At 38.3% G+C, this 24643-nt stretch carries 18 protein-coding genes; 14 read left to right on the plus strand and 4 right to left on the minus strand.

Annotated features, from left to right (window positions below; all coding sequences use genetic code 11):
* Nucleotides 1–85: 85 nt before the first annotated feature.
* From ACFPVY_RS02890 to ACFPVY_RS02940, 11 genes are all read left to right on the plus strand, one after another.
* Entirely contained in the window at nt 86–1891 is a 1806-nt protein-coding gene (locus ACFPVY_RS02890; RefSeq protein WP_379790215.1) for a glycoside hydrolase family 2 protein, read from the plus strand.
* Nucleotides 1892–1973: 82 nt separating this feature from the next.
* Nucleotides 1974–3404: a glycoside hydrolase family 125 protein gene (locus tag ACFPVY_RS02895; RefSeq protein WP_379790216.1), complete on the plus strand. Its 1431-nt coding sequence runs from the start codon at nt 1974–1976 to the stop codon at nt 3402–3404.
* A 22-nt stretch (nt 3405–3426) separates the two neighbouring features.
* Entirely contained in the window at nt 3427–5610 is a 2184-nt protein-coding gene (locus tag ACFPVY_RS02900) for a GH92 family glycosyl hydrolase (RefSeq protein WP_379790217.1), read from the plus strand.
* Nucleotides 5611–5711: 101 nt separating this feature from the next.
* Complete coding sequence (locus tag ACFPVY_RS02905; protein ID WP_379790218.1) at nt 5712–6638, plus strand: ROK family protein; 927 nt, start codon at nt 5712–5714, stop codon at nt 6636–6638.
* Between the two features lie 142 nt (nt 6639–6780).
* Nucleotides 6781–7812 carry a LacI family DNA-binding transcriptional regulator gene (locus ACFPVY_RS02910; RefSeq protein WP_379790219.1) on the plus strand — a complete coding sequence of 344 codons (1032 nt, stop codon included), beginning with the start codon at nt 6781–6783 and terminating at the stop codon, nt 7810–7812.
* Between the two features lie 119 nt (nt 7813–7931).
* A complete protein-coding gene (locus ACFPVY_RS02915) occupies nt 7932–9278 on the plus strand; it encodes a sugar porter family MFS transporter (RefSeq protein WP_379790220.1) in 1347 nt (448 codons plus the stop codon).
* A gap of 1 nt (nt 9279) precedes the next feature.
* Nucleotides 9280–11022, plus strand: coding sequence for a class I mannose-6-phosphate isomerase (locus ACFPVY_RS02920; protein WP_379790221.1), 1743 nt, complete (start codon nt 9280–9282; stop codon nt 11020–11022).
* Nucleotides 11023–11068: 46 nt separating this feature from the next.
* Entirely contained in the window at nt 11069–13423 is a 2355-nt protein-coding gene (locus ACFPVY_RS02925) for a GH92 family glycosyl hydrolase (protein ID WP_379790222.1), read from the plus strand.
* 22 nt (nt 13424–13445) lie between these two features.
* On the plus strand, nt 13446–14624 hold the full coding sequence (locus tag ACFPVY_RS02930; RefSeq protein ID WP_379790224.1) for an MFS transporter: 1179 nt from the start codon (nt 13446–13448) through the stop codon (nt 14622–14624).
* A 13-nt stretch (nt 14625–14637) separates the two neighbouring features.
* A complete protein-coding gene (locus ACFPVY_RS02935) occupies nt 14638–16806 on the plus strand; it encodes a TIM-barrel domain-containing protein (RefSeq protein ID WP_379790225.1) in 2169 nt (722 codons plus the stop codon).
* A gap of 232 nt (nt 16807–17038) precedes the next feature.
* Nucleotides 17039–17368, plus strand: a complete 330-nt coding sequence (locus ACFPVY_RS02940; RefSeq protein WP_379790226.1) for a helix-turn-helix domain-containing protein — start codon at nt 17039–17041, stop codon at nt 17366–17368.
* A 17-nt stretch (nt 17369–17385) separates the two neighbouring features.
* Here the strand turns inward: ACFPVY_RS02940 and ACFPVY_RS02945 are convergent, their stop codons facing one another.
* The 3 genes from ACFPVY_RS02945 to mnmE all read right to left on the minus strand — a co-directional run bounded on the left by ACFPVY_RS02945 (nt 17386) and on the right by mnmE (nt 20714).
* Entirely contained in the window at nt 17386–18525 is a 1140-nt protein-coding gene (locus ACFPVY_RS02945) for a site-specific integrase (protein ID WP_379790227.1), read from the minus strand.
* On the minus strand, nt 18522–19085 hold the full coding sequence (locus ACFPVY_RS02950; protein WP_379790228.1) for a helix-turn-helix domain-containing protein: 564 nt from the start codon (nt 19083–19085) through the stop codon (nt 18522–18524). The genes ACFPVY_RS02945 and ACFPVY_RS02950 overlap by 4 nt, the downstream gene beginning before the upstream one ends.
* A 228-nt stretch (nt 19086–19313) precedes the next feature.
* The gene (gene mnmE / locus ACFPVY_RS02955) at nt 19314–20714 is read right to left on the minus strand and encodes a tRNA uridine-5-carboxymethylaminomethyl(34) synthesis GTPase MnmE (protein ID WP_379790229.1); all 1401 of its coding nucleotides are present in this window, start codon (nt 20712–20714) and stop codon (nt 19314–19316) included.
* Between the two features lie 152 nt (nt 20715–20866).
* Here mnmE and ACFPVY_RS02960 point away from each other — a divergent pair, with 152 nt between their 5' ends.
* From ACFPVY_RS02960 to ACFPVY_RS02970, 3 genes are all read left to right on the plus strand, one after another.
* Nucleotides 20867–21727 (plus strand): universal stress protein, encoded by an 861-nt coding sequence (locus ACFPVY_RS02960; protein WP_379790230.1) that lies wholly within the window; start codon nt 20867–20869, stop codon nt 21725–21727.
* Between the two features lie 62 nt (nt 21728–21789).
* The gene (locus tag ACFPVY_RS02965) at nt 21790–22644 is read left to right on the plus strand and encodes an alpha/beta fold hydrolase (RefSeq protein WP_379790231.1); all 855 of its coding nucleotides are present in this window, start codon (nt 21790–21792) and stop codon (nt 22642–22644) included.
* A 5-nt stretch (nt 22645–22649) separates the two neighbouring features.
* Nucleotides 22650–24017 (plus strand): NAD-dependent succinate-semialdehyde dehydrogenase, encoded by a 1368-nt coding sequence (locus ACFPVY_RS02970; protein WP_379790232.1) that lies wholly within the window; start codon nt 22650–22652, stop codon nt 24015–24017.
* 78 nt (nt 24018–24095) lie between these two features.
* On the opposite strand, the gene ACFPVY_RS02975 is transcribed toward ACFPVY_RS02970, so the two are convergent.
* A complete protein-coding gene (locus tag ACFPVY_RS02975) occupies nt 24096–24638 on the minus strand; it encodes a hypothetical protein (protein ID WP_379790233.1) in 543 nt (180 codons plus the stop codon).
* Nucleotides 24639–24643 lie beyond the last annotated feature (5 nt).

A 24643-nucleotide genomic window follows, 5' to 3' on the forward strand; every position in this document is an offset into this window, starting at 1 on the left:
TTTAGTGAATTGCCTGCAGGCGAAGTCTGCAGGTTTTTTTTAACATCAAATTATCTTCCTTGGAATATAGAAAACTCCCCAAAAAATGAAAAACAAACTAATCCTACTTTTTTTACTAGCCAACCTATCCGCATTTGCACAATGGAAACCACAAGGCGATAAGATTAAGACAAAGTGGGCTGCAGCAGTAGATTCACAAAATACACTTCCAGAATATCCGCGACCGATAATGGAGCGCTCGCAATGGAAAAACCTGAACGGATTATGGAATTACGCCATACAGCCAGTGGGAAATGCAATTCCGAAAAATTATGATGGAAAGATATTAGTGCCTTTTGCAGTGGAATCGAGTCTTTCGGGCGTGATGAAAACTGTTGGTGCTGAAAATGAACTTTGGTATGAAACTTCTTTTTCAATTGACAAGAATTGGAAAAATAAAGATATATTATTACACTTTGGAGCCGTTGACTGGAAAACAGAAATATGGCTCAACGACATTAAAATCGGCTCGCATACGGGCGGATACACGCCTTTTAGTTTTAATATTACGCCGTTTTTAAATCAAAAATCTCAAAAATTAGTGGTAAAAGTCTGGGATCCTTCAAGCGACGGAACACAGCCCCGAGGCAAACAGGTTAAAAATCCGGAGTCAATTTGGTACACGCCAGTCACGGGAATCTGGCAAACAGTTTGGTTAGAACCGGTAGCTAAAAAACATATAGAGCATTTAAGGATAACTCCAGATATTGATCAAAAAAAAATTTCGATTTCCAGTGATATTCAAGGTATTTCTGAAGGAGATATTGTTGAGGTCACTGTATTAGATGGTACAAAAGCCGTTGCTTCCGGGAAATCAGTTGCGGGACAGGCTCTCGATATTTTCTTAGATAATCCAAAATTATGGTCTCCTGAAAATCCATTTTTATACGATTTAAAGATTAAGTTGTTAAGCAACAGAAAACCAGTAGATGAAGTGAAGAGTTATTTTGCAATGCGAAAAATTTCTTCAAAACGAGACGAAAACGGCATCGTTAGAATGCAACTCAATAATAAAGATGTTTTTCAATTTGGTCCTTTAGATCAAGGTTGGTGGCCTGACGGTTTATACACAGCGCCAACAGACGAAGCTTTGAAATTTGATCTTATCAAGACAAAAGAATTAGGTTTCAACATGATCCGCAAGCATGTGAAAGTTGAACCTGCGCGCTGGTATACCCATTGTGACAAGATGGGATTTTTAGTTTGGCAGGATATGCCAAGCGGTGATGCGGGGCCAATCTGGCAAATGCACGAATATTTTAGTGGCACTGAATTAAAACGAAGTGCTGAATCGGAAGCTACTTACAAAAAAGAATGGAAAGAAATTATCGACGAACTTTATTCTTATCCGAGTATCGTGGTTTGGGTTCCTTTCAACGAGGCTTGGGGACAGTTCAAAACGGTTGAAATCACTGAATGGACAAAAAACTATGATCCAAGCAGATTGGTAAATTCATCAAGTGGAGGAAATCATTTTCAGACCGGGGATATTCTTGACATCCACCATTATCCCGGACCAAATTTAAAATTATATGACGCCAGAAGAATCACGGTTCTGGGAGAATATGGCGGTATTGGATTGCCGGTAGAAGGGCATCTTTGGCAAACGGATAAAAACTGGGGTTATACCCAGTTTAAGAATGCTTCTGAAACCACTGCCAAATATAAAGAATACGCAGACGAGTTGATAAAACTTGCAAAAGTCGGTTTTTCTGCAGCAGTTTATACCCAGACGACTGACGTTGAGGGCGAAGTAAATGGCTTCATGACCTACGACAGAAAAGTCGATAAAATGGATTTTTCAGAAGTAAACGAAATCAATAAAAAGGTTATCAATTCAATAAATAATTAATTTTTATTCAGAATAAGTTCGGAACAAATCTAAATTCGGAACCCAATATCAATATATTATTTCCAAAATAAAACGATACAAAATGCAAAGAAGAAAATTTTTAAGAAACACAGCAATGTTTAGCGGCCTGACATTAATCAATCCAATGGAAATTATTGCTGGAACTCCAGTAAATTTAGGTTTCCCAACGGTTAGGGTTGCTAAAAACAAAAGGAATTTTGAAAGTGATGTTATTGAAAAAACCATTGCAGAATTTCAGAAAAATGTAAATGACAAAGAACTGGGCTGGCTTTTCAACAATTGTTTTCCAAACACGCTTGACACAACAGTTACCTATAAAGAGAAAAAAGGAAAGCCCGATACCTATGTAATTACAGGGGATATAGATGCCATGTGGCTGAGAGACAGCTCTGCGCAAGTGTGGCCCTATATGGCGTTTACAGGGAAAGACCAAAAATTAAAAAACCTAATCGCTGGTGTAATTAACAGACAAACAGAATACATCTTAAAAGATCCTTACGCCAACGCATTTTATGACGATGCGAATAAAAAAGGGGAGTGGACAAGCGATCTTACCGACATGAAACCTGGCGTTCACGAACGAAAATATGAAATCGATTCGCTTTGCTATCCAATACGATTGGCTTACAATTATTGGAAAAACACCGGCGATACAGCTCCATTTGATGAAAATTGGGTAAAAGCGATCGACGAGACGCTGAAGGTTTTTAAAGATCAGCAACAGAAAGACGGCACCAATCCATATACTTTTCAGAGAACGACACAATTTGCAACGGACACAAGGCCTTTAAAAGGTTACGGATATCCGGTAAAACCAGTTGGTTTGGTGTGTTCTGCGTTCAGGCCGAGTGATGACGCTACGGTATTTTCATTCCTAATTCCTTCTAATTTTTTCATCGTAGTGAGTTTGAGGCAAGCCGCAGAAATGATGGAAACCATCAAAAAAAATAATAGCAAAGCAAAACAATTGAGAGTGCTTGCTGACGAAGTTGAAAAAGCAATTAAGAATCACGGTATCGTGAAACATCCAAAATATGGCGATATCTATGCTTTTGAAGTAGACGGTTTTGGCGGCCATTTATTAATGGATGACTCCAATGTACCTTCTTTATTGAGCTTGCCTTATTTAGATGCGATCGATGTGAATGACCCGATTTACCAAAATACCAGAAAATTCGTCCTGTCAGAAGACAATCCATTTTTCTTCAAGGGAAAGGTGGCAGAAGGTGTCGGCGGTCCGCACGTGGGCATGAACATGATTTGGCCGATGTCATTGGTGATGAGAGCTTACACGACTTCAGATCCAAAGGAAATCAAAGATTGTATTAAGATGTTAAAGGCATCACACGGAAACACTGGTTTTATGCACGAATCTTTCCACAAAGACGATGCTAAAAACTTTACAAGATCTTGGTTCGCTTGGACAAATACGCTCTTCGGAGAATTACTTTGGGACACCTACCAGAAAAATCCAAAACTGTTGGAACTTTAATAAACAGCCTAATTTATTTATTATGTTACAATTCAAAAAAAATATTGCTATCGCTCTGTTTTCAATCGCGCTTTTTGGAGCTAATGCCAAAGCACAAGAAACTGGCGGTGGTTTAAGCACCGGAAAATATACTGCTTTAGTTAACCCATTTATCGGGACTGCACCCTTGCTTGATACAAAAATAATCGGTTACACGCCTCCGGCTGGCATGCGCGTTTGGGCGGGATTGGTTTTTCCAGGTTCATCGGTTCCTAATGCGATGGTGCAATTAAGCCCAATGACAAAATACAGATCTGGCGCGGGTTATGAATACGAAGACACAGAAATTTTTGGGTTTACCCACACAAATAAAGGGCATTGGAATTTATGCCACATTCCGTTACTTCCCGTTTCATCAGGGGCGTCCTATCCTTTTAAATCGGCTTTCAGCCATGATCAAGAAAAGGCAAGTCCGGCTTATTATGAAGTGTATTTAAAAGATTATGATGTTCACGTTAAGTTGACCTCCACTTTACGTTGCGGCGTTCACGAATATACCTTTAAAAATAATAAAGATAGAAAAGTCCTTTTTGATTTGGGCAAAGCCAATAATAATGTTGACGATTGGCAGATTAAGCAAGAAGGAAGCAACGCTGTCAGCGGTTTTCAGCGCACAGGTGGTGAAAAAGTTTTCTTTTATGCTACATTCAGCAGTGCGATTGAAAAATTAGAAATCAAAGATTTGGCAAGAAGCAACGGATATGCTTTGGTAAATATCAAAGATGGAGACAATAATCCGGTAACGGTAAAAATTGCCTTGTCTTTTGTGAGCACAGAAAATGCAAAAGAAAATCTGCAAGCGGAGGCTGAAAATAAAACGTTTACAAAAGTTTTTCAGGAAGGAAGCAGTTCCTGGGAAAACTTGCTTTCAAAAATCGCAGTAAAAGGCGGAAGCAAAGAGCAAAATGTCATGTTTTATAGCATGCTGTACCGTTCATTTCTTTGGCCAGCCTTGCGAAGCGACGTAAACGGACAATTCACAGACGCGGCGGACAAAGTGAGAAAAGAAAATTATATGTACTATACCCTGCCTTCTTTTTGGGATGATTATCGCAATAAATTGGTCTTGTTAAGCATTGTTTCTCCAGACGTGACAAACGACGTAATCAATTCGGTGATTGACGAAGGAGAAATTAAAGGTTTTATTCCAACATTTTTCCACGGAGACCACGCGGCTTCGTTTATTGCAGGTTCTTATTTAAGAGGAATCAAGAATTATGATATCAAGAAAGCATACAAACTACTGCTAAATAACGCTTATAAAGAAGGTGGCACAAGGCCTTACATTTCAGAATATATTGAAAAAGGATTTATTTCTGACCCAGATATAAAAAATCCACAGGTGGAAACGAAAGCGCGTGCTGGAGTTACAAAAACACTTGAATATGCGTATGACGACCACGCGCTGTCATTGCTTGCAAAGGAAATGAACGACACGGAACATTATAGCGATTTGAAAAAACGCTCTAAAAATTATGCAAACGTATTTGACAAATCAACAAAATTCATGAGAGGAAAATTGGCAGACGGTTCATGGATTACGCCGTTCAATCCAGAGTTTCCGTATTATGAGTACATGTACCGCGAAGCAAACGCATGGAACGTTTCCTTTTTTGCACCGCATGACATGAACGGACTTGTGGCACTTTATGGCGGGCCAAAACCGTTTGAAGCAAAATTAGATGAATTTTTTACAAAACCTTGGAATCCAGAATATATCGCTTGGAATATTTCAGGATTTATCGGTCAATATTGCCACGGAAACCAACCTGCTCACGAAGCGCCATTTTCATACTATTTTGTAAACAAACCTGAAAAATCTCAACGAAGAATTGATGAAATTTTAGATACAATGTATGGCATCGGTCCTGAAAAACTGGCGATGTCTGGTATGGATGATGCCGGAGAAATGTCTTCATGGTATGTTTTTGGAGCGCTGGGATTGTATCCGTTGTCGCCTGCAGATCCAGAATATATTGTTACAGTTCCAGTTTTTGACGAGGTGATTTGGACAGTCGATTCGGGTAAAAAAGTGACGATAACAAATCCCAAAGGTGGCCGAAACCTAAAAGAAATTAAAGTGAACGGAAAGAAAAACAAAGGCTACTTTATTTCACACGACCTCTTCAAAGATGGAGGCAAGGTTGAAATAATTACAGCGAAGTGATAACGAAAAAGAATTGAATATAACTTATTGTGATTTAGTGAACCAGATAACTAACTAAATTTCCGTTATTTACAATTTATAATAAGAATAAATTTAATAAGATGGCATTGATAATTGGTGTTGATGTAGGAGGAAGTCACGTTAGCAGTGCAGCGGTTGACGATGAAAATTTTAAAATAATTGCGAGTACCTATTTTAGCGGACCGGTTGACAACAAGGCTTCAAAGGAAATTATTTTTTCAAAATGGGCAGAAGTTATCAACCAGACAATTAAAAATTCAGAGAATCAAGATAGCATAGAGATTGCGTTTTCCATGCCCGGACCATTTGAATATGAAACGGGAAGAGCAATGTTTGAAGGTAATGATAAATTTGAAGCGTTGTATAATGTATCAATTCCAGAGGATTTTTCGAGTTACATAAATGCCGAGAATGTAAGTTTCAGATTTTTGAATGACGCTTCGTCATTTGGAATAGGAAGTATTTTAGTAAACGGCATAGACAAAAAATCTAAAAAAGTCGTGGCAATAACTTTAGGAACTGGTTTTGGAGCTTCCTTTTTGGATGAAATAATGCCACTTAAAATTGGCGAAAATATTCCTGTAGACGGATGTCTTTGGGACAAAAAATTTCAGGATGCCATTGCTGATGACTTTTTCTCGACGCGATGGTTCATTAAAAAATACGAAGAATATAGCGGCATCAAAGTAGTCGACGGAGTAAAAGAAATTGCCTCAAAAAACGATCAGTTTTCAAAAAAAGTATTTGAAGAGTTTGCTGTAAATTTTAGTGAATTTTTGCTTCCTTATTTAAAGAAATTTGGTGCGGAAACATTGGTTTTAGGGGGGAATATAGCAAAGTGTCATTCGCAGTTTTTACCAGAAGTGCAGGAAATTTGGAAGAAAAACGATTTTGAAATCGACTTTACAGTATTAGAAAATACAGAAGAATCGAGCATTGTTGGAACCAGTTTTATGTTCAATGAAACATTTTGGGATAAGATGAATCTCAAGCATTCTAATATCTAATGAAGATATAATATTAAAATTGATTTAAACTTTTTTGCAATCCTGTAATTTGTTAACGTTTAGGCAACAACTGCTTCGATATTTAGTACTTTTGCCAGTATCGTCTCAAGATAAATGGAGATGGTTCAAAACAATAGCATCAATGAGAAAAAAAACTGTTTCAATTAAAAATATTGCTGAGCATTTAAACATCTCAGTTACAACAGTTTCCTTTGTTTTAAACGGAAAAGCGAAAGAAAAGCATATTTCAAAAATACTGACACAAAAGGTTTTAGACTATGCAAAATTGGTGGATTATAGACCAAATCAGATTGCACAGAGTTTGAGAACAGGAAAGTCAAAAATTTTGGTTTTTATGGTCGAAGATATTTCCAACCATTTTTTTTCAAAATTGGCACGAATAATTGAAGATATTGCTTATGAAAAAGGGTATAAGGTAATTTTCTGCAGCAATGAAAACCAAGATACAAAGTCGCTGGAACTGATCGATTTATTTAAAAACAGGCAGGTTGACGGTTTTATCATAGTTCCGTCACCCGGAATTAAAAGCAGGATCGCAGAATTGGTTGAAGAGAACCATCCGATTGTTTTATTAGATAGATATTTTGCGGATTTAAAATGCAACAGCGTCGTGATCGATAATCACCAAGCAACATTTGACGCAACGAATCATCTTATCAGCAATAATTATAAAAATATTGCATTTATAACGACCGATTCAGAACAAATGCAAATGCAAAATAGATTGGAAGGTTATGAAACGGCAGTTTGCGAACAAAATTTGAAGTCGCACGTCCTAAAAATTCCTTATCGCGATGCAAGCGACGGTAAATCACAGCCGATTATTAAGGCGTTTATAGAGAAAAATACAGATTTGGATGCCGTTTTTTTCTCAACGAATTATTTGACACAGTCGGGATTAGAGGCGTTTATAGAAATTGATCGAAATTTGGTTCACACGATGGGAATTGTGACGTTTGATGATAACGAGCTTTTTAAAATTTACAGCCCAACGATAACCGCTGTTTATCAGCCTTTGGAAGCGATCGGAAATAAATTGATGGAGGTAATGCTCAAATTATTGAAACAGAAAGACGTCAGGGAAATTTCTGAAAACATAATATTAAATGCAGAATTAAAAGTTAGAGAGTCTTCGAAAGAGAGGATATACTAGCTTTTGGCAATAATTTAAACGTTTCTGAACTGGAAACGTTTTTGCATATTTTTTTTGCCCAAATTACTAAATCGTTTTAGTAATTATTAGAAGGTTGCAGCAAGTAAAAAAATTAAAATATGAAAAATAAAAAAATAGTGTATTGGTCAATCGTGGTCGCGCTGGCAGGATTTTTATTCGGTTTCGACACCGTTGTAATTTCAGGAGCCGACAAGCAATTGCAACAGTTATGGGGAACTTCAGATTTGTACCACGGCTTGGTAGTCATGTCGTCCGCACTTTGGGGAACGGTTATCGGAGCTATTTTCGGTGCTTATCCCACAAATACTTTTGGAAGGAAAAAAACTTTGATTTTCATCGGAATTTTATTTTTTCTCTCCGCTGTGGGAACCGCCTTTACGAACGATTCCATCGTCTTTTCAATCTTCAGATTCTTAGGGGGAATCGGAATCGGAACATCAACAATTGTAGCACCCACGTATGTTTCAGAAATTGCTCCAGCGAAAGACCGGGGAAAATTAGTAGCGTTATATCAATTCAATATCGTATTTGGTATTTTAATTGCATTTTTGTCCAATTATTTCTTGCAAGACATTGGTGAAAATTCTTGGCGATATATGCTTGGCGTTCAGGCAGCACCAGCACTTTTATACACCATTTTAGTTTTAGGAATTCCCGAAAGTCCCCGCTGGATTTACGAATATAAAAAAGACCGAGTAAAGGCAATTTCCATCTTACAGGAAGTAATCACGGAAGAAGAGGCGATTTTAGAAATTGCAGCAATGGACATTGAGAAGCAAGAAGTTTCAAAAACAGAATCCATTTTTTCGAAGAAATACAGAAAACCGTTGTTTTTGGCGTTTTTTATCGCTTTTTTCAATCAATTTTCGGGGATAAATGCCTTTTTATATTATGCTCCCAGGATTTTTGAATTAGCAGGACTTGAGAAATCAGCTTCATTTTTTAGCAGTATCGGAATTGGGTTGGTTAACTTAATTTTCACGCTGATCGGGATTTATATGATTGATAGATTTGGCCGAAAAACGCTAATGTATATCGGTTCTTTGGGCTACATCATTTCCCTGGGATTGGTCATTATAGCGTTCGCCAACGAATGGAAAGGAATGGCAATTCCCTCGTTTTTCTTCTTATTTATCGCTTCACATGCGATAGGGCAAGGCTCTGTCATCTGGGTTTTCATTTCAGAATTATTTCCAAATAAATTAAGAGCAACCGGAACCGCTTTCGGCACATCAGTCCACTGGATTCTGGCAGCTTTGATTCCGTCATTTGTTCCTTTTTTATTTAATGAAATTGGCGCAACAATGGTTTTTGCTATTTTTTGCGGGATGATGGTATTACAACTTATTTGGGTTTTCGTCAAAATGCCTGAAACAAAAGGAAGAACGCTAGAAGAATTGTCCGAAAGTCTCCAAACAAAACAACTAACTACCACAACAATTTGAGATGAGCACATACAACAAAACTCCTTATTTTTCAATTTCTGGCAAAGCCAATACAGGTTGGGATGCCATAATTGAAGAACTAGAAAATAAAATTAGAAAGACCGATAATGACCGATTTATACTGGTCGTTGAATGTTACCAAGGCGTTGACGACGCAGAATTAATTCAAGGTTTTAAAAAATTAAATCCAGACACTTTCATTTCTTCGGAAGATGCTTTTAAATCAGAAGAAGAAATCTTGAAACTAACTTATGATGATGTCACGGACGATGCTATTTTCGGATTTATCACGAGACTTAAATTTCAAGATTTTTTAGAAGACAAGAAGGTAAAAGAATTCAGAAATACCATAAAAAAATCAACCGGGCTTACTATTGTTTACGGTCATGCGTCCTCAATAATCGCCAAAGAATACGACTGTTTGATTTATGCCGATATGGCGCGCTGGGAAATTCAGCAAAGGCAGCGAAATCACGAAATAAATAATTTAGGGCTAAAGAATGCTCAAGAATCGGCATCGATTCAATACAAACGAGGCTATTTTGTGGATTGGCGCGTGTGCGATAAACTCAAACAAAAGTTATTCGATAAAGCAGATTTTTGGCTAGATTCCAACAAAAAAGGACAGCCAAAAATGATTTCCGCAGCTACATTGCGCAACGGATTAAGTGATTTGGTACAAAGTCCGTTTCGCGTGGTTCCGTATTTCGACCCAGGACCTTGGGGCGGACAGTGGATGAAAGAAACGTTGGATTTAGATAAGTCAAAGTCCAATTATGCGTGGTCTTTTGACGGTGTTCCCGAAGAAAATAGCTTGTTGCTGGAAATTTCCGGAGAAATTATTGAAATTCCGAGTATCAATTTGGTTTTTTACAAAAGCAAAGAATTGCTCGGAGAACCAGTAGAATCAAGATTCGGCAAGGAATTTCCAATTAGATTTGATTTTTTAGATACCATGTCTGGTGGCAACTTGAGCCTTCAGGTACATCCGACCACGCAATACATTCGCGAGAATTTCGGAATGAATTATACGCAAGATGAAAGTTATTATATTTTGGACGCCAAACCAGATGCAACAGTTTTGTTAGGATTAAAATCCGGTTGCAACAGCAAAGAACTTATAAACGAATTAAAAGAGTCTCAAAAAACTGGAACCAGCTTTGATGCAGAGAAATTTGTAAATGTATTTCCGGCAAAAAAGCATGACCATTTTCTAATTCCAAATGGTACAATTCACTGTTCAGGAGCTAATAGCATGGTTCTTGAAATCAGCGCAACGCCTTACATTTTTACCTTTAAATTATACGATTGGGGACGAATGGGCCTCGATGGAAAGCCTCGTGCCATAAATATTGAACGTGGAAAAGAAGTGATAGATTGGAACAAAGACACAGCATATTGCGAAAATAATTTGGTGGGTCAAGTGGAACAAATTGCCCAAGGCGACGGCTGGCGCGAAGAAAGAACGGGACTGCACAAAACCCAATTTATCGAAACCCGAAGACATTGGTTTACCAAACCGGTCGTACATCAAACTGGTGAAAGCGTGAACGTGCTGAATCTTGTGCATGGAAAAAAAATCATCGTCGAAAGTCCTACTAATAGTTTTAAGCCATTTGAGGTAAATTATGCTGAGACTTTCATTGTACCTGCATTCGTAAAAGAATATATAATTAGGCCAAGCGATGGAAATGAAGATGAAGAATGTGCAACCATAAAAGCCTATGTTAGATTTAAAGCGTAAGGTAAATTAAATACTTACAAAATATTGAAAATATAAATTTTAGTATATGAAAAATAGATTAAAAGCAATTGTCATAATCGCTGTCGGATTTTCTTCGCTGGCAGGTTTCGGCCAAAAAACCAGAAAAAATTTATCAGATTATGTAAACCCAAATATTGGCACCGCACACAGCCGCTGGTTTTTTTATACGCCAGCATCAGTGCCTTTTGGCCTTGCCAAATTAAGTCCTTCGACAAATGCGCATTTGGGGAATTTACAAGGATGGGAAGCCACGGGTTATGACGAACGAGACAATTCCATAGAAGGTTTTGCGTGTCTGCATGAATTTCAGATTGGAGGAATTGTGATTGCGCCTTCGGTAGGAAGTTTGCAGTTAAAACCAGGCCGACTTGAAAATCCAGGTGAGGGCTATCGTTCTAGATTTGACCGAAAAGATGAATACGCGACATCAGGTTATTATTCAGTTCTGTTAAAGGATTACAACGTTAAAGCAGAACTTACTGCAACAAAAAGAGTTGGTTTTCAGAAATATACATTTCCAAAATCAAAGCAGTCAAATATCATTTTTGACATTGGTAACAGGCAGGGCGAAAGCGGCCAAGTGAAAGATTCAAAAGTAACCATTACCGAAGACGGACGAATTGAAGGCTACGTGATTACGATGCCAGAATACGTAAAAAAATACCAAGCCGGGGCGGAAGTAGCCATGTATTTTTCGGCAGTTGTAGACAAAAAACCAAATAGTTTCGGAGTTTTCAATAAAACGGAAAATGTAGCAGGAAATAAAGAAATTTCGGGCGAAGGCGCTGGAGCGTATTTGATTTTTGATACCAAAGAAAATGAGGAAATTACCATAAAAGTCGGTTTGTCGTTCACGTCTGTTGCCAACGCGCGCCTGAATCTTGAAACCGAAGCAAAAAATTTAGATTTTGATCATGCTAAAAAGAATAGCCTTGCAACTTGGAACGATTATTTGGGAAGAATTAAAGTCGAAGGAAAAAATGAAGATGACAAAGTCAAATTTTATACTGGTTTGTACCACGCACTTTTGGGAAGAGGTCTGGGAAGTGATGTGAACGGCGCCTATCCCATGAACAATGGCAAAGTTAGCCAAATTCCTTTGGATGTAAACGGAAATCCTAAATATAATTACTACAACACCGATGCGATTTGGGGTGGTTTTTGGAACCTTACCCAGCTTTGGGCCCTGGCATATCCTGAATATTACGCCGATTGGGTTCAGGCGCAGTTGCTCGTGTACAAAGATGCAGGTTGGCTGGGCGACGGAATCGCTTCAAGCAAGTATGTTTCGGGCGTGGGCACGAATTTTACCAGCCTTGCCATTGCTTCGGCATACAGCAGTGGTATCAGAAATTTTGATGTAGAACTGGCATATGAGGCGTCGCTTAAAAATGAATTGGATTGGAGAGACAGACTTGCCGGCGCTGGTAAATTGGATGTAAAACAATTTGTAGAGCGCGGTTATTCGCCACAGATTGAGGATATTGGCTTTGAAACCGTGGAAGCAGGTTCTGGATTTTCAGCATCGCACACATTGGAATATTCGTTCAGTGCGTATGCTGTGGCTCAGTTTGCAAAAGCATTGAACAAAACCCAAGACTATCAGAAATTGATGAAATTGTCGCAAGGCTGGAAATTATTGTATGATGAAGAAACCAAATTCATCAGGCCAAAAGATAGCAACGGAAAATTTGTTGCCAATTTTGACCCGTCCCAGCCGTGGCGAGGTTTCCAGGAAGGCAATGCTTGGCAATACACTTTTTATGTTCCGCACGCAGTTGAGGAATTGGTTGCTACTTTAGGCAAAGATGTTTTCAATGACAGGCTGGAAAAAATCTTTGAAATTTCTCAAAAAAATATCTTCGGCGGAGGTAAAACTATTGACGCATTTGCTGGATTATCGGGTTATTACAACCACGGAAATCAACCAAATCTTCACATTTCATGGCTTTTTAATTTCTCTGGGAAACCTTATTTGACTCAAAAATGGGTACACGCCATTTGCGACGAATTTTATGGAACCGAAGGAATTCACGGCTATGGTTACGGGCAAGATGAGGACCAAGGACAGTTGGGCGCCTGGTACATAATGTCGTCCATCGGTTTGTTTGATGTCAAAGGTCTTACCGATGTCAATCCGTCGTTTCAGGTTAGCAGTCCGCTTTTTGACAAGGTGACGATTGCGCTACCAAAAGCGTTGAACCGAAAGCCATTTGTGATTGAAACAGCCAATAATAGCAAAACAAATGTGTATCTGCAAGAAGCAAAACTGAACGGAAAAGACATGGAAAAACTTTCAATTTCCCTTCAAGATATTGCCAAAGGAGGAACAGTTAAGATGAAAGTTGATGCAAAACCAAGCGAAAAATGGTCGAAATAATCGCTTCTGAAAAATAAAGATCATGAAAAATAAAGATCAAATTGCGAGAATCGCGCCCATCTTATTTGGGTTTTTCATCATGGGATTTTGCGATGTCGTGGGAATTGCGTCAACAAATGTCAAGGCAGATTTTGGGCTTTCTGACACGATGTCAAACATGATTCCTGTGTCGCTTTTCACGATGTTTTTATTTTTCTCAATTCCCACAGGCATTTTGATGAATCACATCGGTCGCAAGAAAACGGTGTTACTGAGTAACGCGATTACGGTGATTGCAATGTTTTTGCCATTAGTTGAATACAATTTTGCAACGTGTTTGGTCGCATTCGCGCTACTCGGAATTGCAAATACCATGCTGCAAGTTTCTTTAAATCCATTGCTTAACAATGTGATTTCGGGAGAAAAATTGTTTTCGGGAATTACGGCAGGGCAGTTTATAAAGGCGATTTCGTCGTTCTGCGCTCCGTTTTTAGCTGCTGTTGCCACAAGACATTTTAGCAACTGGCAACATATTTTTACCATTTACGGAATCATCACTTTTTTGCTGACCATTTGGATGTCGCTAACGCCAATTGAACGCGAAATTAAACCTGAAAAAGCCAATTCTTTTCACGACGTATTTCGATTACTGAAAGACAAAACGATTTTGCTGTTATTTTTAGGAATCGTTTTTCTCGTTGGAATTGATGTCGGAGTTAATACGGCCGGACCCAAAATTTTAATGGAAAGACTGAATTTGGATTCCATCAGTGCCGGATATGGCGCAAGCGTATTCTTTGCGTTTCGAACTGCTGGTGCGTTCATTGGAATCATTTTGCTGGTAAAATTTTCTCCAAAATTAATATTTAAGATTACGACTGTCACTACGATATTGGCATTGATAGCGCTATTTTTTGCAAATGATAAAATGAGCATTTTTGCCATCTACGCCGTCATTGGTTTTTCTATTGCCAACACATTTTCAATATTATTTTCGATGGCATTGAAATCTAATCCTGATAAAGCCAATGAAATTTCTGGGCTGATGATAACGGGAATTTTTGGCGGTGCCGTCGTGCCTTTTTTGATGGGAATTACCTCAGACAAAATCGGGTCGCAGAACGGAAGCATCATCGTCATTTTAATATGCGCCATTTACTTGCTTTTCTGCGCTTTTGCTATAAAAACCAGCGTAGCAGAATCGGCTCAAAAATCAATTTAATTAAAATATAAATATGTACAAAAGTTTAAAACACTGTTTCATAGTTTCCGCGTTGACATTAACTTCGATTTCATCTTGGTGTCAGACCTCGAATTTGGTCGGAGAAAACATCGCTGTTTTTTATCCGGCAAACTTTGAAGCTTCGGGAACCTTACCGTCACTAATTTTTGAAAGAGACTTTGTAAGTCACGGAAAACTTCCTTCAAAATGGAAGATAAAACCGATTTTTAGCGTCGAAAACGGAAAAACCACGGTCAAAATTCCATACGACGGAACCATTGATTTCTATGGAAATGGAGAAGTAACCGGACCTTTAAAACGAAATGGTACTGATATCACTTTGTGGAACAGTGACAGCGGGGCTTTTTCTGTCGATAACGGAAAGAGACTGTATCAGTCGCACCCTTATGTGATGGGCGTTCGCGAAGATGGAACCGCCTTTGGAATTATCGCTGACAATACGTGGAAACAGACTTTTGAGATTTCAAATCCAATAAAAATTACTTCACAAGGACCTGAATTTAGGGTAATTGTCATCGAGAGAAGTTCACCGCAGGAATTGGTAAAAACGCTTGCTGATTTGACCGGAAAAATGGAGCTTCCAGCACTTTGGACGCTTGGTTACCAGCAAAGCAGATTTTCATATGTTCCAGAAAGTCGCGTGATGACTATTGCCGATGAATTTCGTTCCAGAAAAATTCCGTGTGATGTGCTTTGGATGGATATTGATTACATGGATGAATTTAAAGTTTTTACGTTTGACCCAAAAGGTTTCCCTAATCCGAAGAAATTGAATGATTATTTACACAGCAAAAATTTTAAATCAGTTTACATGATTGATCCGGGCGTAAAAACGCAGAAAGGATATTTTGTTTATGATCAAGGAACGGCAGGAAATCATTGGGTTAAAACTTCCGAAGGAAAAGAATTTACAGGAAAAGTTTGGCCTCCGATAACTTCGTTTCCAGATTTTACAAGACCAGAAACAAGAGCTTGGTGGGCAACTTTATATAAGGATTTTATGGCGACGGGAATCGACGGACTATGGAATGATATGAACGAACCATCCGTTTTTGACGGTCCGGGCGGCACTATGCCAGAAACAAATTTGCACGCTGGAGGTGGCGGATTACCTGGTGACTCACACCTTAGATATCATAATATTTATGGATTTTTGATGGTAAAGGCGAGTAGGGAAGGTATCGCAAAAGCAAATCCAGAAAAGCGTCCGTTTATACTTTCCAGGTCTAATTTTCTTGGTGGACAAAAATTTGCTGCAACTTGGACCGGCGATAATGTTTCGAGCTGGGAACATTTAAAATTGTCCATCCCAATGTCTTTAACTTTGGGGCTGTCAGGCCAGCCAATTTCTGGCCCTGATATCGGAGGATTCTTGGGAAATTGCACGCCAGAATTATTAGGCCATTGGATGGCTTTAGGCGCCTATTATCCGATTGCCCGAAATCACTCCGTTGCGGGTTCAGTCGACCAGGAGCCTTGGGCTTTTGGAACAGAAATTGAAAACGTTTCGCGCACCGCGATCAACCGAAGATATCAATTGATGCCTTATTTATATACATTATTACGAGAAGCTTCCGAAACAGGAATGCCAATGATGAGACCGCTTTTCTTTGATGACATTAGAGATCAAAGTCTCCGAGAAGAACAGCAAGCATTTCTTTTGGGAAAAGATTTATTGGTCGTTCCAAGATGGGCAGAAAATCCAAATTTGCCAAAAGGAAATTGGAACCAATTTAAACTTGAAGCAACGCAGGATGATAAATATCAAGCCAATTTATACATTAAGTCAGGTGCCGTAATTCCAATCGGTGAAGTCATTCAAAGTACTGCCGATTATGAAAGTGAAATCATCACTTATTTGATTAATCCGACCAAAAAGGGGACAGCCGAAGGAACAATATACTACGATAATGGAGAAGGATTTGGCTATAAAACGAATGATTATTCGATGCACAAGATTAACGTTTCAAAACACAATTCAAAAACACTAAAAGTTGCTGTAGAGCAGGTTTCCGGAAATAAAAAAGCGAACCGAACCAGCAGGGTTGGATATGTGACCGATGATGGAATTGTGTATTCTGATTGGTCAGCAGATGATGTGATTTATGTTCCTATTATAGAAGATAGTACTCATAGCATCCCAATGGGCAAAATTCGATGACTCGAATTTGTTCAAAAAAATTAAGGATTTAATTTTTCATCTTAGTTAAAATGCGATTTTCTTAAATATAAATTATAAGGTTCCAGACTTCGGATGCCAAAAGTTGCCATCTCTAAACAGTATTCAGTATAACAAGTATTATTTACGAACTTTGAAGTATTTCAGTACTACCCTATTTAATACTAGTTAGGATTAAGAAATACAATACGCACGATATAGAAAATAATACATCATGAAGACCGGCAAATATGAGAGAATACTTAGCATTCTCGCAGATGTTTTAACAAAGATTGATAGAATAGAATTTTTTTTTGAAAAAGATTTCAATCAAAGAAAAGTTTCTGCAGATTCAGGAAGCGAACTTCTGACAATTTCAGAAGTGGCAGAATTGCTTAAGCTTTCGGTTTCTACTATTTATTCAAAGGTCAGTCGCAGTGAGATACCGGCCTTCAAGATCGGCAAGCGCCTTTATTTCTGCAAGCACGAAATCATTTTGTGGATCAAGTCGGGAAAAATAAAGACTCTTACCGAGATAAGGAAAGAGGTCGGAGGCACATTTTAATAAATATCCTGCTCGCTTTATTCCAGTATAATTTTGCCAGCAGCTTGCACTTTCTTTTCATCGACAAGCTTTGCATAGATCTGCGTGGACTTGATGCTTTTGTGGCCCAGCATTTTCGATACGGTGAACAGGTCCGTTCCTGCCGATATCTGCAGGGTGGCATAGGTATGGCGGAAGCAGTGGAAGGTGAAATGCTTCGTTATACCCGCCTCTGAGATCCATATTGGAAGTAGCCGGTCGATGTCCCACTTTTTCAGATCTTCAAATACTTTAATGCCATCATTTTTTCCATCATATAGCAAGCGGTAGGCATGATCTGAAATGGGCATCATCTCATTTTTTTGAGTTTTCTGCTGCTGGAACTTTATATAGTGCCCGTCGCCATGGGTCTGAATATCGGTCCATTTTAGCTTTGCGATGTCTGAATAGCGCATTCCTGTCAGCAGGGAAAAAAGGCTGACCCTTTTTACTATATCCTTCTTGCAGGGAGTATTGTAAAGCGCAATGGATTCTTCGAGCGTAAGATAATTCCGGTCAGATTCGATCTCCTTTATACCTTGAACTTGAAAATTTATATCGCTTTCAAGCATGTTCATCTTGTAGGCTTTTCGAAGCGTGGCCTTGACCTTGTTGAAATAAGAGAGTGCCGTATTTTGAGACAGATTTTTACCTATGTTCCTGATGCTCTCTGTTTTTAGCAGGTATGACTTAAAGTCCTCAACCACGTCGGCAGTCACATCAGTAAATAGGAGGTCCCGTCCTTGCAGAAATTTCTCAAAGTGTTTTATTGCACACTCCCAGAGAGAAAGGTTTTTGCCGCACCGAAGGGAAGCTTCCTTCTTGAAGAATTCTAGGAAGGACTTTCTGCCTATTTCCTTTTTCTTCAGCTCTTCCAATTCAAACGGGGTGTAGATAAATTCCTTGTTCACCTCGTTCTGCCTTCTGGAGCAGATAAGTTCCGCCCGGTGCAGGTTTTCGGCATTCAGGATCTTCTCGATCTGGCTTGCCGGCTTGGCTATCAGGTACAGCTTTAAAAATTCGCGTCTGGAATAATCACCGGACTCCGGGTTGAAAAAAGGCGGGTAGAAGTCAAGGTACAGTGACAGCTTTCCATTTGATATACTTTTTTTTCGCAATGTGACTCTTATCCTTTTCATATTCTGGCACAATTAAGAATTATGTCAATGTCTGCTTTTGCCACATAAGTGTACTTGCCCACGGTATATTTGCTTATTCCCTGCCGTTGCAGCAGAAGGTAAAGCCCTGCTGGCGAAATGCTGAATTTCTTTTGGATCTCTCCTATGCTGTAGCAGTTGTCAATCCCAGGAAATTCCTGCAGGGGTTTCATCGTCGCTTCGACTATCGGTGTGGCGAAGAAGGTTTCGAGATCGCATTTTCTGATTACCGATCTTGTGCCGTACTTGGCGATGTTCAGTTCTCCTCGGTCAATTAGCCTGTAAATTGTCCGTCTGCTGATTCCTAAAAGAAGGCTCGCTTGGGTAATATTCAAGAATTCTCGCAGCCTGATCCTTTCCAAATCGGCACTGAAATTTGCTGCGGTTTCCTGGTTGCTGGCTTCGACTTTTTCATTACGGTCCTTTAGTTTATAGGCCCTGCTGTTGCATCGGTGCGAACAGTATTTTGTACGCGTCGTTTTTGCCGTAAACTGTTCCCTGCAGAATTCGCAAATTCTGATAATTTTCATGTTTGAGCTCATAGATGGCTTTTTGTGTCTCAATGTGTCTATGTGTGTCTCTGTGTGCCATAATTTCGCCGAAAAATCTTGATCTTGAGAAGATTTTTTTCGAGGTACAAATGGGGTACAAAAAAATGGCAAACATCTGCAAACAACACAAAGTAGTAGCAAATGAAAAACCAGCTAAACTGCTTATTAGAAGCAATTTAACTGGTTTATTTGTTGTTGTTTTGTGTTATTGTGTGCTCCCTATTTTCCGATGCAGAAATTTGCGAAAATATTACCTAACAATTCATCATTCGTCACTTGCCCAGTAATTTCTCCGAAATAATATAAAGCTTGACGAATATCAATCGCCATTAAGTCACTAGAAATGTTGGTTGCAATCCCAAATTTTACTTTCTGTATTTCTTCAAAAGCTTTCAATAACGAATCATAATGTCGTGAATTTGTGACAATTGTTTCGTTGTTTCTTAGAGCGCCAGTATTTACAAAAGACATTAATTGGTTCTTTAAATCTTCTATATGCAAATTTTCTTTGGCAGAAATTAAAAGGATTTCAGGAATTTCTGATTTCAATTTTTGAAGTTGATTTTCAGAAAGTTTGTCGGCTTTATTCCCAATAATTACAAGTGGTTTTAATGGGAACTGATTCTTGATTTTTTCAATCTCAATTTGAATTTGCTTTAAACTATCCGCATTTTCTGTAAACTGCAAACTGCTGTCTAAAAGATAAACTACAACTTGCGCTTGCTCAATTTTTTCGAAAGTTTTTTTGATTCCTATGCTTTCCACGATGTCTTTTGTTTCTCGAATTCCTGCTGTATCAATGAATCTGAAACCAATTCCGTTGATCACCAATTCGTCTTCGACTGTGTCGCGAGTAGTTCCGGCAATTTCAGAAACAATAGCTCTTTCTTCGTTTAACAAAGCGTTTAAAAGCGTCGATTTTCCAACGTTTGGTTCTCCGACAATGGCTACAGGAATTCCGTTTTTGATGACGTTTCCAACGGCAAATGAATCGATTAATCGTTTTAAAACAAATTCAATTCGGTCTAACAATTCATTGAATTGCGTTCGGTCTGCAAATTCCACATCCTCTTCGGCAAAATCCAATTCTAGTTCTATTAACGAAGCAAAGTTCAAAAGTTCTTCTCTTAATTTGGCAATTTCATTTGAAAATCCGCCACGCATTTGTTGCATCGCAATTTGGTGTGACGCTTCATTTTCCGAAGAAATTAAATCGGCAACAGCTTCTGCCTGAGATAAATCTAATTTTCCGTTGATGAAAGCTCTCAACGTAAATTCTCCAGGTTCGGCCATTTTACAACCTTTTCTTAGCAATAATTGGATAATTTGCTGTTGAATATAAGTTGAACCGTGACATGAAATTTCGACCACATTTTCTCCGGTATAAGAGTTTGGTCCTTTGAAAATCGAAAGCAAGACTTGGTCATAAACCTTCGGACCGTCAGTGATGTGGCCCAAATGTATCGTATGTGTTTTCTGTTTCAAGATATCTTTTCCCGAAATCGATTCAAAAACCGACTGAGAAATTGTCAGCGCTTCCTTGCCAGAAACCCTGATTACTGCAATAGCTCCGGCGCCAGAAGGTGTGGCCAATGCGACAATTGTATCTTGTGAAATCATAAAAATTAATTTTTGCAAAGATAAGCGGAAACAAGCTACGAACCAAAGCGCGGTTTTGGCGAAATACTTTGTTAAAAAAAAGTAAAACTTAAGTGCAATTCTGTTCAGAAACTCTTTGATTTTGTAACTTTAGTGGTACAAACACTCACCAGATGAAACGAATTCTCTTTCCCACCGATTTTTCAGAAACAGCAAAAAATGCTTTTCAATACGCCTTGAAAATGGCAGATTCTTTGCAGGCCGAAATTTTATTGCTTCATACTTTTGATATGCCGATTATCGACGGAGCGGAAATTCCGATTAATTTTAAAGAAATTTATGACACGCTGGAAGTAACCCAAATGTCTCATTTTAAAGATCATATTCCAGAATTGAAACGAATTGCAGACGCTGTTGGGATGGGACATATCAGGCTCACACACCTTTTAAAATCGGGTGATTTGACGTATGCGATGAAGGAAGCGATTGCAGAACAGGAAATTAGTTTGGTGGTTATGGGAACTGGCGGAGCTTCAAAAAATTGGTTCGATTCGCTGTTTGGTTCGCAAGCGGGCGAGGCCATAAATGCGCTGACGGTTCCGGTGATGAGCGTGCCTTCTGAAATGGAATACAAAAAAATCAAGACGATTGCTTTTACAAATTTATACCGAGAAAAGGATTTTAGAGCCTTAAAACGATTGGCAGAAATAGCGTCCAGATATGATGCGACAATAAAGTCGCTGTTCGTAAAAAAATCTTTTTCTGATATTTCTGAAGAAAAAATTAAAACTTGGGAAGCAAGATGCGCTGATTTGCCTGTTCAGTTTTTCGTAATTCCACACGATAATGTTCGTGAAACAATTGAAGATTTTATTGAAAGTCAACACATTGATTTGCTGACAATGCTTACTGAAAAGCGAGGTTTTTTTGAAGATATTTTTAGTTCGAGCTTAACACAAAAAATGGCTTACAACGTCGAAATTCCAATGTTGGCGCTTCACGAAGAAGATATTGATTCAGATGTTAAATATTGATTAATTGACTTTTGATTCCCTTTGGCTATGGCTAACTTTAAGATAAATTAAAAAAAGTAGCTATGTCATTTATTAAAATCAACCAAGGAACTTCTCAGGAAGTCAAAATTTTCTATCTCGATATTGGACAAGGAAAACCTGTAGTTTTTATTTCAGGATGGCCTTCAAGCAGTCAAATGTGGGAATCGCAGTTGGACGTGCTTCCAAAAAATAATTTAAGATGTATCGCTTATGACCGAAGAGGTTTTGGAAAATCTGATAAACCTTGGGAGAGTTATGATTATGATACGTTGGCTTCCGATTTAGGCGAACTTCTTAAACAATTGGATTTGAGAGATGTAACGCTCGTGGGTTTTTCGATGGGCGGAGGAGAAGTGGCTCGATATCTTTCTAAATTTAATGATGAAGGGCGCGTCACAAAAGCCATTTTGGTAAGTACGGTTCTTCCTTTTTTATTGAAAACAGACGACAATCCGGATGGTTTGCCACAAGAAATGTTTGATAAAATGGAGGAGCAAATTTACGATGACAGACCAAAATTCTTGGCTAATTTCGCGAAAGATTTCTACAGCGTATCATTATTAAACAAAACCGTAAGTGATGAATTTTTAGATTGGAATCAATTTTTGACATTGCAATCTACCGGAAATGCTACGGTAAAATCGATGCATGCTTGGTCAACTACAGATTTTAGAAAAGATATTTCCAAAATAAATGTTCCAACTTTAATCATCCACGGAACTGATGACAAAACCGTTCCGATTGAAGTTTCAAGTGATAGAACTACAGAAATGCTTCCGCAAGCGAAATATATAAAATATGACGGCGCACCACACGGATTATTTTACACAGAGAAAGATAAATTAAACAACGATATTTTTTGGTTCATCAATGAATATCAAAGCTCAAATAGTTAGAAAAAATGGCAATAGAAACAGTAAATCCATACAACAATAAGTCCGTAAAAAAATTCGACGAACTTTCTGAAAAAGAGTTAGAAAATAAAATCGCAACAGCAGACAAAGCATTTTCAAGCTGGAAAAATTCTTCTTTTTCAGAACGTTCAAAATTATTGAACAAAGTGGCTTCTTTGATGAAGGAAAAGAAAAAAGAATTGGCCGAATTAATTACTCTTGAAATGGGAAAATTAATAGCCCAAAGCGAAGGCGAAATCGATATGTGCATTTCTGTCTATGAATATTATGCAGAAAACGCTGAAGAATTTTTAAAAGACAAAGACGTTGAAGTTAAAGACGGAAAAGCATTCATCAGAAATTCTCCAATCGGGATTATTCTTGGCGTAATGCCTTGGAATTATCCTTTTAATCAAGTGGCAAGAATGGCAGCGCCGAACATCATGGCCGGAAATGTAATCGCCATAAAACACGCTTCAAACGTTCCGCAATGTGCAAAAGCGATTGAAGATTTATTTCTAGAAGCTGGAGCTCCAGAAGGAATTTATTCCAATTTATTTCTGTCAAGCAAAAAAATTGCGAAGATGGCGGAAGATAAAAGAATTGCCGGAATGTCGTTGACAGGAAGCGAAGGAGCAGGCTCAAGTTTGGCCGAAGCCGCCGGAAAAAATCTAAAAAAATCGGTTTTAGAATTAGGCGGAAGCGACGCTTTTATTGTTTTGGAAGATGCAGATCTTGAAAAAGCCGTAAAAAATGCCGTGACCGGAAGATTCGGAAATATGGGACAAGCATGTACTTCTTCGAAAAGGATTATTGTCGTAGATAAAATCGCGGATGAATTCTTGAAAAAATTTAAAGAGAAATTAGTCGGAATGAAAGTAGGTGATCCAATGGACGAAACTACAGAAGTCGGACCTTTAAGTACAGAAGAAGCGGCAGAAAAAATTGAAAAACAAGTAAACGAAACGGTGAAAGCCGGAGCGAAAATAGTTATTGGAGGAAAAAGAATTGATCGCGAAGGTGCCTTTTTTGAACCAACAATTTTAACTGATATCAAAAAAGGGATGACAGCTTATCACGAAGAAATCTTCGGTCCGGTTGCTTCATTCTATAGAGTTAAAGACGAAAATGAGGCCATTGAATTGGCCAATGATTCATCGTTTGGTTTGGGAGGTTCGGTTTTCAGTGAGAACATCGAAAGAGCAATTGACGTGGCAAGTAAAATTGACACAGGAATGGTTTTTATCAATGAACATACGGCTTCAAGACCAGATTTGCCTTTCGGCGGAACAAAACGTTCTGGTTATGGCCGTGAGCTTTCCGCTTTAGGAATTGAAGAATTTGTCAATAAAAAATTAATCCGCGTAAGCGAATAACGAATTTTAAATGTAAATAAAAAACCGTAGCTCATTGAGACTACGGTTTCTTTTGGTATAAAGGGTTTGGTTAAAAACTTATGGTGTAACGTTAGCATCTGAAAGAATGCCGTTGTATTTTCCTGTAAAAACTTGGCCGTCAGTTCTGGTAAAAGTAAAAGTCATATCAACTTTGTTTTCGTCCACAGAATTGATGATTACATTTTTTTCAGTAGCCAATAATCCTGATTGTGCGCTGTTTAAAAGATACGTTCCGTTTGTGTAAACGTATGTTGAATCGGTTGTATTGAATTCAAATTTTCCGCCAACTTCAATGTAGTAGTCAGATATATTTGTAATTGCTCCAGGAACCAAATTAATATCTTCGTATTTAAAATACAACTTCGAGACATTTGAAACTGCGCTTGAATCAGCCAAATTTACATTTGACAAAGTCACGTCAATTCCAGCAGAAAGACTATCTAAGGGATCTTCATCAGTAACAAACGCATTGTTTAAAACATAAAATGTTTCGTTGTGCGTAAAACCATTTTGGCCCAAATCTCTTCCGTCTTCATCTTCTGAACAAGAAATAAAAAGCGAAATTGCCAAAATTGAAGCTACTTTAAAGATGTTTTTCATAGATT

This window comes from Flavobacterium qiangtangense (assembly GCF_042658345.1).
Lineage (GTDB): Bacteria > Bacteroidota > Bacteroidia > Flavobacteriales > Flavobacteriaceae > Flavobacterium > Flavobacterium qiangtangense.

Excerpts from the sequence above, each read along its gene's own strand:
- ACFPVY_RS02930 (WP_379790224.1), top strand. The coding sequence starts at position 13,446 with ATGAAAAATAAAGATCAAATTGCGAGAATCGCGCCCATCTTATTTGGG.
- ACFPVY_RS02975 (WP_379790233.1), bottom strand. The coding sequence starts at position 24,638 with ATGAAAAACATCTTTAAAGTAGCTTCAATTTTGGCAATTTCGCTTTTT.
- ACFPVY_RS02915 (WP_379790220.1), top strand. The coding sequence starts at position 7,932 with ATGAAAAATAAAAAAATAGTGTATTGGTCAATCGTGGTCGCGCTGGCA.
- ACFPVY_RS02935 (WP_379790225.1), top strand. The coding sequence starts at position 14,638 with ATGTACAAAAGTTTAAAACACTGTTTCATAGTTTCCGCGTTGACATTA.
- ACFPVY_RS02900 (WP_379790217.1), top strand. The coding sequence starts at position 3,427 with ATGTTACAATTCAAAAAAAATATTGCTATCGCTCTGTTTTCAATCGCG.
- ACFPVY_RS02920 (WP_379790221.1), top strand. The coding sequence starts at position 9,280 with ATGAGCACATACAACAAAACTCCTTATTTTTCAATTTCTGGCAAAGCC.
- ACFPVY_RS02940 (WP_379790226.1), top strand. The coding sequence starts at position 17,039 with ATGAAGACCGGCAAATATGAGAGAATACTTAGCATTCTCGCAGATGTT.
- ACFPVY_RS02895 (WP_379790216.1), top strand. The coding sequence starts at position 1,974 with ATGCAAAGAAGAAAATTTTTAAGAAACACAGCAATGTTTAGCGGCCTG.
- ACFPVY_RS02970 (WP_379790232.1), top strand. The coding sequence starts at position 22,650 with ATGGCAATAGAAACAGTAAATCCATACAACAATAAGTCCGTAAAAAAA.
- mnmE (WP_379790229.1), bottom strand. The coding sequence starts at position 20,714 with ATGATTTCACAAGATACAATTGTCGCATTGGCCACACCTTCTGGCGCC.
- ACFPVY_RS02945 (WP_379790227.1), bottom strand. The coding sequence starts at position 18,525 with ATGAAAAGGATAAGAGTCACATTGCGAAAAAAAAGTATATCAAATGGA.
- ACFPVY_RS02950 (WP_379790228.1), bottom strand. The coding sequence starts at position 19,085 with ATGAGCTCAAACATGAAAATTATCAGAATTTGCGAATTCTGCAGGGAA.
- ACFPVY_RS02960 (WP_379790230.1), top strand. The coding sequence starts at position 20,867 with ATGAAACGAATTCTCTTTCCCACCGATTTTTCAGAAACAGCAAAAAAT.
- ACFPVY_RS02965 (WP_379790231.1), top strand. The coding sequence starts at position 21,790 with ATGTCATTTATTAAAATCAACCAAGGAACTTCTCAGGAAGTCAAAATT.
- ACFPVY_RS02910 (WP_379790219.1), top strand. The coding sequence starts at position 6,781 with ATGAGAAAAAAAACTGTTTCAATTAAAAATATTGCTGAGCATTTAAAC.
- ACFPVY_RS02905 (WP_379790218.1), top strand. The coding sequence starts at position 5,712 with ATGGCATTGATAATTGGTGTTGATGTAGGAGGAAGTCACGTTAGCAGT.
- ACFPVY_RS02890 (WP_379790215.1), top strand. The coding sequence starts at position 86 with ATGAAAAACAAACTAATCCTACTTTTTTTACTAGCCAACCTATCCGCA.
- ACFPVY_RS02925 (WP_379790222.1), top strand. The coding sequence starts at position 11,069 with ATGAAAAATAGATTAAAAGCAATTGTCATAATCGCTGTCGGATTTTCT.